Annotated in this window: 13 protein-coding genes; 1 reads left to right on the plus strand and 12 read right to left on the minus strand. The window is 42.0% G+C overall.

Features of this window, described 5'->3' with window-relative positions; genetic code table 11:
* Window positions 1–15: 15 nt before the first annotated feature.
* The 5 genes from J2Y03_RS21620 to ssuC all read right to left on the minus strand — a co-directional run bounded on the left by J2Y03_RS21620 (window position 16) and on the right by ssuC (window position 4,811).
* Complete coding sequence (locus J2Y03_RS21620) at window positions 16–1,158, minus strand: LLM class flavin-dependent oxidoreductase (protein ID WP_310198142.1); 1,143 nt, start codon at window positions 1,156–1,158, stop codon at window positions 16–18.
* Window positions 1,155–2,063, minus strand: a complete 909-nt coding sequence (locus J2Y03_RS21625; protein ID WP_310198144.1) for an aliphatic sulfonate ABC transporter substrate-binding protein — start codon at window positions 2,061–2,063, stop codon at window positions 1,155–1,157. The genes J2Y03_RS21620 and J2Y03_RS21625 overlap by 4 nt, the downstream gene beginning before the upstream one ends.
* Window positions 2,053–3,069, minus strand: a complete 1,017-nt coding sequence (locus J2Y03_RS21630) for an ABC transporter substrate-binding protein (protein ID WP_310198147.1) — start codon at window positions 3,067–3,069, stop codon at window positions 2,053–2,055. Before J2Y03_RS21630 ends, J2Y03_RS21625 begins: the two co-directional genes overlap by 11 nt.
* 166 nt (window positions 3,070–3,235) lie before the next feature.
* Complete coding sequence (locus J2Y03_RS21635; RefSeq protein WP_310198151.1) at window positions 3,236–4,030, minus strand: ATP-binding cassette domain-containing protein; 795 nt, start codon at window positions 4,028–4,030, stop codon at window positions 3,236–3,238.
* Between the two features lie 22 nt (window positions 4,031–4,052).
* Window positions 4,053–4,811, minus strand: coding sequence for an aliphatic sulfonate ABC transporter permease SsuC (gene ssuC / locus J2Y03_RS21640; protein WP_396954241.1), 759 nt, complete (start codon window positions 4,809–4,811; stop codon window positions 4,053–4,055).
* 740 nt (window positions 4,812–5,551) lie between these two features.
* On the opposite strand from ssuC, the gene J2Y03_RS21650 reads away from it, so the two are divergent.
* Window positions 5,552–6,169, plus strand: a complete 618-nt coding sequence (locus J2Y03_RS21650) for a LysR family transcriptional regulator substrate-binding protein (protein WP_310198158.1) — start codon at window positions 5,552–5,554, stop codon at window positions 6,167–6,169.
* Between the two features lie 131 nt (window positions 6,170–6,300).
* On the opposite strand, the gene J2Y03_RS21655 is transcribed toward J2Y03_RS21650, so the two are convergent.
* The 7 genes from J2Y03_RS21655 to hflK form a co-directional block, all read right to left on the minus strand.
* Window positions 6,301–7,107: a hypothetical protein gene (locus J2Y03_RS21655; RefSeq protein ID WP_310198160.1), complete on the minus strand. Its 807-nt coding sequence runs from the start codon at window positions 7,105–7,107 to the stop codon at window positions 6,301–6,303.
* Between the two features lie 66 nt (window positions 7,108–7,173).
* Complete coding sequence (locus tag J2Y03_RS21660; RefSeq protein WP_310198163.1) at window positions 7,174–7,749, minus strand: hypothetical protein; 576 nt, start codon at window positions 7,747–7,749, stop codon at window positions 7,174–7,176.
* A gap of 227 nt (window positions 7,750–7,976) precedes the next feature.
* Complete coding sequence (locus tag J2Y03_RS21665) at window positions 7,977–8,510, minus strand: GNAT family N-acetyltransferase (RefSeq protein ID WP_310198164.1); 534 nt, start codon at window positions 8,508–8,510, stop codon at window positions 7,977–7,979.
* A gap of 383 nt (window positions 8,511–8,893) precedes the next feature.
* Complete coding sequence (locus tag J2Y03_RS21670; RefSeq protein ID WP_310198167.1) at window positions 8,894–9,919, minus strand: PTS sugar transporter subunit IIC; 1,026 nt, start codon at window positions 9,917–9,919, stop codon at window positions 8,894–8,896.
* A 669-nt stretch (window positions 9,920–10,588) separates the two neighbouring features.
* Window positions 10,589–11,872 carry a nodulation protein NfeD gene (locus tag J2Y03_RS21675; protein ID WP_396954244.1) on the minus strand — a complete coding sequence of 428 codons (1,284 nt, stop codon included), beginning with the start codon at window positions 11,870–11,872 and terminating at the stop codon, window positions 10,589–10,591.
* 190 nt (window positions 11,873–12,062) lie between these two features.
* Entirely contained in the window at window positions 12,063–12,998 is a 936-nt protein-coding gene (gene hflC, locus J2Y03_RS21680) for a protease modulator HflC (RefSeq protein WP_310198172.1), read from the minus strand.
* Window positions 12,988–13,956, minus strand: a complete 969-nt coding sequence (gene hflK, locus J2Y03_RS21685) for an FtsH protease activity modulator HflK (protein WP_310198174.1) — start codon at window positions 13,954–13,956, stop codon at window positions 12,988–12,990. The genes hflC and hflK overlap by 11 nt, the downstream gene beginning before the upstream one ends.
* Window positions 13,957–13,976: the final 20 nt, after the last annotated feature.

A 13,976-nucleotide genomic window follows, 5' to 3' on the forward strand; every position in this document is an offset into this window, starting at 1 on the left:
GATATAGTAGTAGTTTTATGGAATGCTGTGATTCCAAGTAAAGACGCTATCTTTGACGCCCTTGTCTTCAGCAGATCCAGAATCATAGGTTACCGGAAGATGGGGCAGAATCTGCTCCGCAACACGGTACGCTTCCTCTAGTAGCGGAATACCAGAAAGAATAAAAGTAGATATACCGGCATCCCTGTACTCTTGGATGCGCTTAAGGACAGTCTTTGGACTGCCGACGATGGCCGTGCCCGGACCTGGTCTTACAAGACTGATGCCGGCCCACAAGTCTGGATAAATTTCGAGTTCCCGAGCATCCTTTGGTATGCGGCCATTATGGAAGTCAAGCATGCGTTGCTGCCCTACAGAATCGGCGCTGCGAAGCAACGACTGCATATGCCCTACCGTCGATTCATCCATGGTGCTCAGAAGTCGGTTTGCTTCCGCCCACGCTTCCTCATCGGTGTCACGAACGATGAGGTAGAGACGAATTCCGTAGCGGAGCGTGCGGCCCTCCTTAGCGGCTAACGCAGTAAGATCTTTAATCTTTTCTGCTACCTGCGCAGGCGGCTCGCCCCAGCTTAAATAGGTGTCTATATGCTTGGCAGCCGTTTCATGCGCTGCCAACGATGAGCCTCCAAACCATAGGGGCGGCGTTGGCTTTTGTACCGAATTGAGCTGCAATGCCTTCCCCTCTGCTGTAATATACTTACCATGAAAATCCAGACTCTCACCTGCCACAGCCTTTCGCCACACTTGAATCCATTCATCCGTGTACGCGTAGCGTTCGTCATGCACAAGTGTCGTTCCGTACGCCCGCATTTGGGTTGTGTTCCCATTAATGATGTTCAGCAATACTCGCCCATTAGAAAACTCATCGAACGTCTGCGCCATTTTCGCCGCAAGCACCGGAGAAATTAACGGCGGGTGAACGGCAATTAAGAAGCGCATCCGTTCTGTGCTCGCAATAAGAGCGGAAGCAAGTACCCAGGTATCATGTGGTCCAGTCGCAAGCAGCGCACCAGAAAAGCCAAGCTGGTCAACTGCGGATGCGATTTGCCGCAAATAGGGAAGGTCGATTTTCCGCGCACCACTCGGCGTCCATGGATTCCTTCCGTCAGGCGCAGTGAGATACCAGAATACTTCAACCCCATCCTTCGGCGCCGTCATAACGTCCTCCCTCCAAGTGCAGCTGTGGGACTTAACACCGCATCTTCCACCTTAATCGTTCGAGGCAGCAGTCCTTGACGGGCAAGAAGATCCGCTACACGCTGCTGTTCTAAGACAAATTCTTGAGTGACAGGCTGCAGTCCCCACGGCCTCCGCCTGAGCGCAGCCTCCCATGAATCAACAGAAGGCCAATTGGGCAGGTCGCGGGCGAAAAGTTCAGCAGCCTCACGAGGATTTTCCTTTAACCACAAATCGGAACGCTGCAAGGCCTTGACAATCGCGTCAAGTATTTCCGGTTTATTTGTTGCAAAGCTACGGCTCGCGAACCATACGGATCGGTGAGAAATATAAGGGTTAACAGGAACAATGGTGCGTACCACACCTTTCCGCTGAAGTGCCGCAAGATGTGGATCATTTCCAATCCACGCATCAACCTCTCCGGCAACCAGTGCCTCATCCCCTCTGACGGAAAGGTTAACACGTTCAACATCCTTGTATTGCAAATTAGACTCTTCGAGTGCTGAAGCTAGAAAACTAGTCTGCCACGAGCCTTCGGAAAGAGCAACACGCCGCCCTTTCAAATCAGTAATTGCGTTTACAGGGGAGTCAGTAAGAACAACGAGCGCACCGCTTGCCGGACGTGGTTCTGAGACGGCGACATAAACGAGGTTGATTCCGGAAGCTTGCCCGGTTAACGGCGGGGTAGCACCCGTGCCGCCAAAGTCAATTTCTCCTGCAGCAAGCCGTTGCGGAGTTCTCGCCCCGTCCTCATAATCGACCCAGGTGACTTCAGTACCTAGTTTTTTCAATATACTCTCCAGGATCCCAGTGCGGCGGAGCACGAACAGGGAATGGTTGTTTGGATGAACACCGACCTTCACTTCGGCTTTAACGTTATTTGTCATTGAGTGGACTCTCCTTTTTCAAATTATGTTCTGCGGCTGTCAACGGTCCAGGGAAAGCCCACTCCCATACGTTGACATCACCAGCAAGGAAACCATGATCTAACAAAAATTTACGCTGAGCGTCAAGTGCAGTCAGCAAGTCCTTATGCAATGTCGGCCGCAGGGAACCATTTCGGTAAGCAGCCTCAACATAGTTTGGCGAAGCTCCTGTCTCTTGTGCAATGATCCGGGTGAAATCATCGCGATGATTCTCTGCCCAGTCCGCTGAGCGAAGAAGAGCGGTAAGAATATGCTCAACGACACCTTCGTGCTGGGTCAGTTCCGCATCGACCGTCACCGTTCGCGGCACCCCGTTATTCACCCGCACTAATGGATCTGGGTGGAAACCTAGTTCCACGATTTCCCGGGTAGGAAAAGCACGAGCTACTTGGAGGCCGGTTGCACCTTTTACAAAAATGGCATCTACCTCCCTGCTGCGCAGTGCATCCGTCTCCGTTATCCAGGTGTCGCGGCGTCCTTCGTTGGGAGCTTCAAGGTCGACCAACTCGACATCGTCAAGCGTGAGTCCTGCTAGCCCGAGCGCATTATGTACCCCTCGAAGCGCCTGTGCAGCACGGAAATCAATTTCCAAATAACGGTGTCGGGGGATTCCGACTCTACGCCCTCGCAAGTCGGCCGGCGTGAAAATGCTGGAGTCGGGTAGCGCGAGGATGGCCTGATACTCATCTACCCAGCTCAATGCAACAAGCCTGGTGTCGCGTCCCGTCGAGCGTGCCCACAGAGCAGGGATGTTGCCCCCTTCACGGACGAGAAACGGCAGCGAGTGATCAAAGTGGGCATTGAGTAAGGGTACGTTTCTTTCATTATTAAGGTCAACGGTAAGGAAGCCCACCTTAGCAAGTTCCTTATGAAGAAGCCCGCGATCAAATGCAAGGCTGCTTGCAGTCGGAACCGGACATCGTGTAACCGAAATGTGTTTAACCGTTGTTTTCGGGTTATTGGACATAAGTACACACTCCTATTTTTTATTGATTCTTCCATTGAGCCATTAACCGACAGGATCGGCTCGAGCGTTAGCCTTCCTTGACATACAGTGAAAATTCCAATTCTGATTAATTTATGGTTTCATCACCTCAATTCAAGGAATACGTATGATTTCAACAGTTTTATCCTTACCTGTGAATCGCATAGCCGGGAGTTGCTACTTCCCATTCTTTCTTTTCTTCGGTTTCTTGCTTCGTCACGCCCAATACACGCTTAAGTACCTTATCAACCAGCCCTGCAAACGCTGCTTGGCCCCGCTGGCGAGGGCGGGAAAATGGAACCGGCAGGTCCATCGCGATTCTCCCTTGTTCAATTAATATCACCCGGTCTGCCATGGCTACCGCTTCTTCTACATCATGCGTGATTAGAACGGTTGTAAATTTCTGCTCCAGCCAGAGCGATTCGATCAGCTGCTGCATTTCAATTCGTGTCAGTGCATCCAAGGCGCCTAACGGTTCATCCAGCAGCAAAAGCCGCGGATGGCTCGACAACGCACGTGCCAGCGCTACCCTTTGCTTTTGACCGCCGGAAAGTACTGATGGCCATTCATTCGCACGATCAAGAAGACCAACTTGCTTTAAGGCCGTCTCCGCTTTTTCTCCCTCTCCCTTTTTCAGTCCAAGGGCAACATTGTCAATCACAGACATCCAAGGCAACAATCTAGCATCCTGAAACATGATGCGCATTTCCGGATTCAGTGCGCGAACCGGCTCATTGTTGATCAGCAGCTCTCCTTCCGTTGGCTTTTCCAAACCTGCAATCAGGCGCAGCAGTGTACTTTTTCCACAACCGCTTCGTCCGATAACCGCCACAAATTCCCCCGGTTGGACATCAAGCTCAATGCTGTCGAGCACATGCTGGCTTCCAAAATCTTTTTTTACTGCTCTTCCTATTAGACTCACACCGTATCCAGATGACTTCAACGCGATGTACCTCCTTTAGCGGTCACACCTTTTGGTAATTCGGGTGCCATTGTAGAAATCTTCTTTCCAGCCATCTGGCCATCAAATCGGCCAGTTTTCCAAATAATGCATAGAGTAGAATCGAAAGCAACACCACATCGGTCTGCATAAATTCCCGTGCATTCATTGCCATGAAGCCAATCCCCGATTCAGCTGCAATCGTCTCGGCCACGATCAACGTCAACCACATTATCCCCAATGCATAACGCACACCCACCAAAATGGATGGAAGCGCACCAGGCAAAACAACTTTCCAGAAAAGCGCTCCCGATCGCAGCCCGTATACCCTCCCCATTTCTACCAGTCCCGAATCAACGGAACGTATACCATGGACCGTATTCACATAAATAGGAAACGCCACGCCGATAGCTACTAAAAACACTTTTGCCTCTTCCCCAATACCAAACCAGAGAACAACCAGCGGAATCATGGCAAGATGCGGGATATTACGAACCATTTGTATCGTGGTATCAAGTAATCTCTCAGCAATTGGAAATAAACCGTTCGTTAAACCCAATAGAAGGCCAATACTTCCACCAATAAGGAAGCCTATGATTGCCCTCTGAAAACTGATAAGAAGGTGGCCAAACAATTCCCCAGAAAGGACCAATTCCACAAACGCCACCAAGACATCCGTTGGTGCAGGAAGTATCTTTTTCGAAAGAAGCCCGTATTCAGATAACAACAGCCAACCAAAAAGTAACAGAACAGGCAGCAGCCAAGGTACGAACCTTTTAAACACCCGATTATAAAGAATGTCTTTGTTCATTTGTCACTCTCCTTCCCTTCAATCATGCTTGTTTTGTTAATGCCTCATCTTTTTCTCTCGAAAAATAAAACAAGCCTGACACCTGCAGAGAATCGATCTGCGGGGATCAGGCTTCCATTTTAATGGTCAGCATATATATAATTCCTAGTTGTAAAATATATGAATATTGGACAAATAGACTTTTTCACTCTCCTTCCTTTAAATAGCGTTTGCTGCCCTTATTTTCCTTTAAAAATAAAACAGCCCCAATTCCTGCAGAAAACAATCTGCTGGGATTGAGGCTTCCATTTTAATGGTCAGCATCTTTATAATTCCTATCCGAATAATAGGATTATTCGATATTGTTATTATATTCAATAAACTTCCAGGCGTCAACCTAGAAATAGAAAGATAAAATAAATTTTTTTTAATGTAGTTTTCAAAGCCCCAGTGCATAACGTTTACGATTATGACAGTGGATAGTAAGCTAGGCTTCAGAACCGTCAACTGCTTGATTGAATCTTTTTCTCATAAAGGGCTTTTAAAATGGATCTTAGCCGTTAAGACACCTATTAAGATAAGAATCGCCCCTATATACCTTTGGCTGGGAGTGTTTCAGCTACGAAAATAAAAGCAAATAATGCCGCGAAAACAGGTTCTAATGAAAATATATGACCAGTAACGGGGAGCGCAACTTAAGATACATACGCGAAATTCTAAAGTGGAACGAGGAAATGGTTCAAGAAATAGCGAATATCAATGGGCTGGAAATCGGTACAGTACGGATTGGAACGATTTCCAGTGTGTCCATTCACTGGCTGCCTGAAATCATGAAAATGTTTAATGAGGATCACCCTTCTATCGAGGTCCAGCTCCTGGAGGGGGATTATGATGACGTCGAGCAATGGATATCAACAGGTTTGGTTGATTTTGGTTTTGTGTCTCTACCGACTTCGCAACACTTTAAAGTGATTCCCTTAATAAAAGATAGAATGCTCTGTATCCTCTCAAATAAACACCCCCTTGCCGAACAAAATGAGATTAGTTTTGAAATGATCAAAGAGGAGCCTCTAATTAAGTCGAAAAAAGGGAGCGATAACGATCTAAAACGAATTTTAAAAGAAAACAATGTTACTCCTACTATAAAATTTGAACTTTCAGATGACCAAGCAATTATTTCAATGGTTGGAAATGGTATGGGAATCAGTATCCTTCCTGAGATGGTTTTACATCGGGTTCCACCGAACGTTCGAACTCTTAAGTTAGAGGGAGAAAACTATCGTACAATTGGTATTGCTGCTACATCTTTTAAAACTCTTGCTCCAGCTACGAAAAGTTCATTGAATATCTGAAATCATGGTTAAGTGAGCCTCCACATTTTAAAACAGATTAAATTTATGTAAAGTTCAAGTAAACGTAACCTATAAATGAACCCACCAACATGACGATTGGTGGGTTGTTTAATATCCTATGCAGTTATTTCTTAAAATTTTTCACATTGTTCTAAAACATTCTCCGTCTGTTTGATTAATGTGATCATTTCATTCCAGGAATTTTGTGTATTAAGATCTTGAGAATGTGCTAGATTGTTGCGAAGGATTTCTAATTTCTTAAAGAAATCCTTCCCTTTACTTTTTGATTCAATCCCCAAAAGCTCTCTTAATGGTTGCTCGTTTAATACGATATCCCTCTTATCACAAAGCTGCAAACAATCACAAAGCTGAATCGCTTCATTTCGAGCTTTTCTTTGTAAAAATAATTCCTCTGCCAGTTGAATCCTTTTATCACTTAAGTGTTTTTTCCAGCTATCTTCATGAAAATAATCATTTATGATTCGATACAGATGCATTTCTAATAAAGAAATCACGCCAAATAAAAGCATTCGAATCGGTGGTTTCTGGAGATCTGCAAGCGTCACTACTTTGGTAATCCTATTTCCTTCTATTATAAATAATCTTTCAGTATTTTTAAAAATAAAAAGTGTTTGAAGCAGCGGTGTGGATTCCGAGACGAGCTCGGATGGACTAAAGCTGCGAAAATATTCCCTACAAGTTCCTTCGCCCAAGTCATCTCTTAATACATAACCAATCACCATACCATTTTCTTCGATTCCAATGACGTCATAGTCTTTTAAAACCATTTGGTCGCTAATCTGTTGTGCTTGATCACTCACATTGCAGGTGTCTAAAACCTCTGAGATACTGTTAACCGTTATGTTTTTTTCAAATAATGAGCGAAGACTTTGATAATTACTGACGTTATCACGCTGCTGAATTGCTGTGACCTCCATAGTAACCTCCTTCTACGATAAAATTACTTGATACAAATTCCAATATATCTATTCTACCACTTTAGATTATTTCATTGAGTTCATTTCTTTTAGCATGAGGCTGGAATAAGTTTTACAAAATTGCATGACTGTATCCACGATCACATCTGAAGCATACTCCATAAAGTTGATCATAAATTCCTTGTTATTCGGGTGTAGGAAAGTTCCAATAAAATCAATTACCATGTCGTTCACTAGCCTGCTATCACAGTAAACCGACTCAGCATGCGCTACTTGCTCTTCTAAAGTTGAACCTTTGTAGACAAGTTCCTTAAAACGAGGCATATTTTGAACGAAGAAATTAGACTCTTTGACTAGTCTAGGAACCTCTAACATGGCTTGTTGAAAGCTTTCATGGGTCATAAACTTTTCTTCTTCAATACATAGCTTTAATAATGAAATCGCACGATTTGTATTTTCGACTAGAAAGGTTACGTTTCTTAAGAGCGACTCTAGGTATACTTCCTGTGATCCTGCGTTTTGTCTCATTTCGTCTAATACTTGATTAAGTTTGTTGGAAAGTTCATCCTTTTTCCAATGGGGCTGTTTAATAACAGCACTCAAAACCCCTGCAGTATATTTGTTTAACATTTCTTTTGACAATTTATTTCTCTCCTAAAAAAATCAAAATGACGTATAGACTTCACTTTCATCATACACCACTTTCTTTTCCTGTTGCCATTTATTATTTCAAATTATCTTATTTACAAAAATAGTGTTCAGGGAAATGGTCTTTTTAGGAAACCCTCCTATCAATGGGTTTCCAATTGTTATCGTATTTGGCCGAATCCCCCTTTCACAAACTCATTATAAAAATTTCCGCTTACCTTTCACTCAGAAAATGCGCTTGAATACTGAACTATACCTTGAACATGTTCAAGAGCATTCTCCGTTAATTCCAGCGCCATAAATACATCATTAGGGACCTCAAATGGAGCTTTGATACCCCACAAGCTAGCTTGTTTAAAGCCAAACCGGGGATAGTAGTCTTTGTGTCCTAAAACAATAACTGAGTGAAAACCGATCTCTTTTGCTTTTTTTAAAGCAGCAATAATTAATTGACTGCCAATGCCCTTTTTCTGATGTTCGGGTACAACAGAAATAGGGGCAAGAGCTAAAGAATCAAAAGCGTTATCACCATCAACAATTTTTAATTTAGATAAAAGGATATGACCCACCAGGACTTTGTCTTGATTTAGTGCGACTAACGAAAGTTCAGGAATAAATGCTTCAGATTTTCTAATCCGATTTACTAGAATATGTTCTTTCTTATCGCTATATTCTTCATTTAAAAAGGCCTGTTTTACCACTTTTTCTGTGGCATTATATTCATCAGTTACTTCTTGTTTGATAAAGATATCCATAAATAGTCTCCTTTTAATCGAAAATAATATTGAGCGCACAAGGTCTATGCATTTTAAAACTCGGACAAAATTCTAAATGAAATGTCTATGTATGGATCCTTTAACATGTATTTTTAATAGTTCGTAAGCAATTCCGTCACCTCTTTTACAATAGTATAAATCATCAATCCCATTAGCAAAAAATAAAAAGAGAGCAAAGTAGGCCAAACTGGCAGGATAATTATTTGGTCATCGCCAAAATTATAACTTAATAATTTCCCAGACCTACACCATCTACATTCACTTTCAACAAGCATTTTTGTCATGTTGGTATACCTGAACAATGCAAATAACGCAAAAAAACTGGGTAGAATAAGGAATCGTCCTTTTCACCCAGTTTTATATTATTGCAATTCCATTTTTAAGTCAGATGCTTTTGTCCATCCAATTACTTTTAAACCATGATAAATAGCCAGAGTGATGATAATTGGAAGGATGATTCCAACTGCGATGTAAATTGATAATACAATAGCACCCTGTTCAGCTAAAATATTGATAGGTGCAATTAATGAATTAAGACCAAGGCCTGCTAATTTATATGGAACTTTAAAATCAAAAATCAATGTTGCAATGGGAGCACAAATGACCGCAGCGATAAACGGCGGAATGGCAAGCCGTGGATTTTTGATTAAGTTCGGAAATTGTACTTTAGGTGTAATTAAGGATTGTGCAATATTAGCCCCAGCATCATTTTGTTTAAATGACATTGCGGTGAATCCAGCAAATTGGACGGTACAACCAATTAAAGCAGCTGCACTTGACACAGGATCAAGCTGTAAGGCAATCGCAATGGCTACAGAAGATGCTGGCGACATTAGAAAAATACTCCAAACAAGAGATATGACCATAGGTCCAATAATAGGAGAACCAGCAACAGATGTAGCGATTTGTGCGCTTAGCCATTCTAGCAACGGAGTGGTAATCTTGGATAAAAATACACCAGCGATACCTCCTACAAAAATAGCAGCAAAAGGTATCACCATCATATCAAGTTTCGTTTTTCCTGCCACACGCTTCCCTACCCAAGTAGCAATCACTGCAGCCATAACGGCACTTAATGGTTGTCCTGTCACTAATGTAGCACCATGTTCAGTCAACTGAACAGCACTTGCTCCTACCGTAGCACTGGCCATTGCACTGAAAATGACTAGTGTATTCCCTCCAAGCTGGTAGGCAATGCCTGCTCCAAGAGCTGGAGCTAACATGAGCTGTGCCGAAACTCCGATTATAGTAAAGCCATCCCAACCAGTAAATGTTCCAAGTGATTCCATAAGGAGACCAATTCCAAGTGTAACTAAAACTGCATTTGCAAGTCCTTGTGAAGCTTTATACATTCGTTCTATCAAATATTTTTTCGTTGCTTGTTTCATTGTGTTATCCTCCTGATGTGATAATTCCTAAATTTTCAATTAATTTTATAGTAAAGAAACGTTATTCAGCAAATGAGTTTTAATCATCGTACTTTTACCTGGTTATTGATAATGATTTGAATATTAATCTTGTATAATTACTGTTTTATTTGAGTCTAGAATTATCCTTCTTGATTAATTGTTATAATAGTATAATTATTCTCAGATAGTGTCAACAATTACATCAATTCTGAATCTTTAAAAACGCTTTCATTTAAAGTGTTTAAAGAATAATTACATTCATCCTTATTTAGGGAAGACCAGCTATTATATTATGTAATTATAATTTTTCGTTTTATTATGGTAGGAAGTAAATAGCTTTATAACATAAATAAACAAGCCTATTTATGTTTTATAGGCTTGTTTATTTAACTCATTTCATGTTGAAATAAAGCTTATAGAAAGGCAGGGTTCCAGCCTTTTTATTAATGGCTGTGTTAAACTTGGCTGTTGATTTGCGCTACAGAAGCTACGCTTTCCGCGGGCTCACCCGTGAGCCTCCTCGGTCGTTCCGACCTGCGGGGTCTCACTCAGCTCGTTCATCCCGTAGGAGTCGAGCTCCTTTCGCTCCAATCAACAGTATCTATAAACACAGCCTTATTAATAAATAATATTCTTATCTCTCTCCTCCTATCTTTCCTTATCCAATTTTGGTATTTCTCTTACAATAATTCGGGCCCCTTCTGCCCTCATCACTCTTACTTTGGATCCTTTACCAATAAAACCACCTTCACTTACAGCGTCCAGCCTTTCGTCTTCAATGACGATGGTACCAGATGGACGCAGCATAGTTAACGTATGCCCAACCAGTCCGATTAATTCTAAACGGCTTTTATTAGCGATATAACCGCTTTCTCTGTTCGTGGAATCGGTTAAAATGAGCTTTTTAAACAGTTGCATTTTTTTACCAAAAACCTTAATCAGTAAAATGGATATCAAGATGGAAACGACAATTGCTATAAGCAGGGATATTCCCATATGAACCGCGTTATCTGCTGCCAAGAATAAACTTGCAATAATTGCCACAAAACCGACGAACCCTGCAATACCACCCGATATAAAAAACTCTAATAATATAAGGGCGATCCCGATAATAAATAGAACGAGAGTTTCATATCCCGTAAGTCCCGCGACGAGATGTCCATAAAAAAACAGCAGCAATGCCGAAATTCCAGTAAACCCGAAAACACCGAAACCTGGCGAGAATAATTCCAATACGAGACCAACGATGCCAATCGTTAGTAAAATCGAATACACAAATGGATTTGTGATAAAGCGGGCAATTTTTTCTGGCATGCTTAGTTCAAGTGGTCGTACATCCGCTTCGGTATATCCGAGTGTTTCAAGCAGCTCATCAAGATTGTTAACAATTCCTTCAGCGTATTTAACCTCTACAGCCTGTTCGGAGGTTAATGTTAATAATTTTCCTTTTTCGGCTCCGTACTCTGGTAAATCAACATTTTCATCGGCCATCGCCAGGGCATAAATTGGATCCCGGTCCGCATGCATTGCCGCGTTTTTCATTTCGGCAAACCAATAGGATTCCGCTTTCTTTCCAGCTGTATTGCCGTTCTGATCAATGATAGCAGCCGCTCCCATCGTTGCTCCTTTCACCATATAGATTTCATCCATATTTAATGAAATATAGGCACCAGCGGATAACGCTCGGTTATTAATAAAAGCTACTGTCTTGATATTCGTGGAAGTAAGCAGCTTGCCAATATCTGCAGCAGCATCAACTGCTCCTCCAGGGGTATTAATTTCAAAAATAATAACGCCCGCATTTTCATTCTCAGCGGTTTCAACGGCTCTTTTCAAAAAGGCGTACAATCCCTTTTCAACTGTTTTTTCAATCGGTACAACATAGACAACTTCCCCTTTCGCGGAACTGTCCACTGGGAGCAGCATAAGCATAAAGCCAAATATCAATATTAAAATGGCAACGATCCGTATTCGATTCACTCCTTTTCGCTCCCTTCTTGTAGTGTCCATACTATAAACGATTACGCCCAAAAGCTCCTTTTCTTACTATACAGGAGAAGCCCTGCTTTACAGAAGCAAATAGCAGGGCATTACCATTTATATATATTCCTGGTTTAAATGATTAATCTGTATATCCCATTAACAAACGTGCATAAGGGGAGTCAGATGGAAGGACGATAACCGTCTCATCATTAATTGTCTTTTTGTAAGATTCTAAAGTACGGAACATAGAATAAAAGGTCGGATCTTTTGAGAACGCTTGATTATAGATTCTTGCCGCTTCAGCTTCCCCTTCAGCACGAATGGCTTCAGCTTCAGCTTTCGCTTTTGATAGCAATTCCTGCACTTCGCGATCCGTATCAGCCTCAATTCTGTTCTTTTCTGCATCACCCATTGACAAATACTCCTGTGCTTTAGATTCCCGTTCAGAAATCATTCTTGTGAATACGGACTGTTCATTCTCTGCAGGAAGATCAGTACGCTTCATCCTTACGTCGGTAACCACAATCCCATAATTGTCTTTCCCAAGAAGATCATTCACCTTTTCAGTAATCCGATCATTTAAAGAACCACGTGAAGATTTTTCATCATTAATGATTTCATCATAGTTTAACTGCCCAAGCTCTGAACGAACCACGGAGTAAATAAATTCCTCCATTCGGGATTCCGCTTTTTCAACGGTTCTAGCATTGGAAATCATCTTTTTCGGATCTTCAATTCTCCAAATTGCATAGTTATCGATGAGCATCCGTTTCTTATCCTTGGTGTTAATCTCAGCTTCGGTAACATCATACGTCATTTGATATTTTGGTAGAGTCGTGACACTTTGAATGAACGGAACTTTATAGGTTAGACCTGGAGTTTTCACAATCCGAACCACTTCACCAAACTGACGAATAACTTTATATTCTCCTTCTTTAACCACAATGAGGTTTAAAAGGAATAATCCTAACAGGACAATTACGATTACAATAAAGATTCCTATTTTTGTGTAGTTTCTCCAGTTGAATCCTTTTCTTCCACGGCCATCCATGTTAACCACATTATCATTGCTCATTTTTTTCACTTCCTTCCGCTTTTGTCTTTGGCTGTTCGTTTTCCAAAGGTCGGATTGGGAAATATTTTAACGTATTTCCATCATCGTTCATAATATAGATTTCAGCATTGGGAAGAACCTGTTCAAGCGTTTCCAAAATTAGCCGCTCCCGAGTAATGTCTTGATTCGTACGATATTCTTCATACAGCTTATTGAATACGGCAACATCCCCTCTTGCCGTTTCAATCCTTGCTACTTTATCACCTAGGGCTGCTGAATCTATGGCAGCCACTTCCCCTTTGCCTTCATTGGTCCGTTTGTTTCGATATTTCCCTGCTTCATTAATTTTTGTATTCATCGTTTCACGGGCATCTGTTACATTTGTAAATGCCTTTCTCACCTCATCATTGGGCAGTTCCACATCCTGAAGCTTGACCGCAAGGATCGAAATCCCGATATCGTATTTTTCTACCAATGTAGATAACAAATCCCGGACCTCCGCCTCGATCTCAGCCTTTCCAGAGGTTAAAGCGTCATCAATTTTCGAACTGCCGATAATACTTCTTAAAGAAGCAGAGGTAGCATTATACAATATTTCTTCTGGCTTCTCAGCATTAAATAAATATTTGGCTGGCTCGGTTATTTTCCATTGGACGACTAAGTCCGCTAAAACGATATTTTCATCACCAGTAATCATTTTCGTTTCCTCTGGGAACTCTTTTACTTTTCCATCTTTCTCTTCATAACCAAATTGCAGACTAAAAGTTTCCTTCGATAGCGTTTCCACGGATTGAATTGGCCATGGCAACTTAAAATGTAACCCAGGTTCGGTTACCCCTTCTTCAACCTTACCAAAGGTAATAATAACGGCTTGCTCACTTTCATCGACCGTATACCAAGTGGTAAAACCAACAATAACGAGGATTGCTGCTAAAAAAATAAGTCCAACGGTTTTATATATCTTTTTTAAATTATCCATTCGGTCTCCCCCTTCTTTCT

The sequence above is a fragment of the Neobacillus niacini genome, assembly GCF_031457145.1.
GTDB lineage: Bacteria > Bacillota > Bacilli > Bacillales > Cytobacillaceae > Neobacillus > Neobacillus niacini_J.

Bases quoted from the DNA above. Each gene is read 5' to 3' on its own strand.
- J2Y03_RS21675 (WP_396954244.1), bottom strand. From the start codon at position 11,872: ATGCTTATGCTGCTCCCAGTGGACAGTTCCGCGAAAGGGGAAGTTGTC.
- J2Y03_RS21665 (WP_310198164.1), bottom strand. From the start codon at position 8,510: ATGGATATCTTTATCAAACAAGAAGTAACTGATGAATATAATGCCACA.
- J2Y03_RS21650 (WP_310198158.1), top strand. From the start codon at position 5,552: ATGGTTCAAGAAATAGCGAATATCAATGGGCTGGAAATCGGTACAGTA.
- J2Y03_RS21620 (WP_310198142.1), bottom strand. From the start codon at position 1,158: ATGACGGCGCCGAAGGATGGGGTTGAAGTATTCTGGTATCTCACTGCG.
- J2Y03_RS21630 (WP_310198147.1), bottom strand. From the start codon at position 3,069: ATGTCCAATAACCCGAAAACAACGGTTAAACACATTTCGGTTACACGA.
- hflK (WP_310198174.1), bottom strand. From the start codon at position 13,956: ATGGATAATTTAAAAAAGATATATAAAACCGTTGGACTTATTTTTTTA.
- hflC (WP_310198172.1), bottom strand. From the start codon at position 12,998: ATGAGCAATGATAATGTGGTTAACATGGATGGCCGTGGAAGAAAAGGA.
- J2Y03_RS21655 (WP_310198160.1), bottom strand. From the start codon at position 7,107: ATGGAGGTCACAGCAATTCAGCAGCGTGATAACGTCAGTAATTATCAA.
- J2Y03_RS21670 (WP_310198167.1), bottom strand. From the start codon at position 9,919: ATGAAACAAGCAACGAAAAAATATTTGATAGAACGAATGTATAAAGCT.
- J2Y03_RS21625 (WP_310198144.1), bottom strand. From the start codon at position 2,063: ATGACAAATAACGTTAAAGCCGAAGTGAAGGTCGGTGTTCATCCAAAC.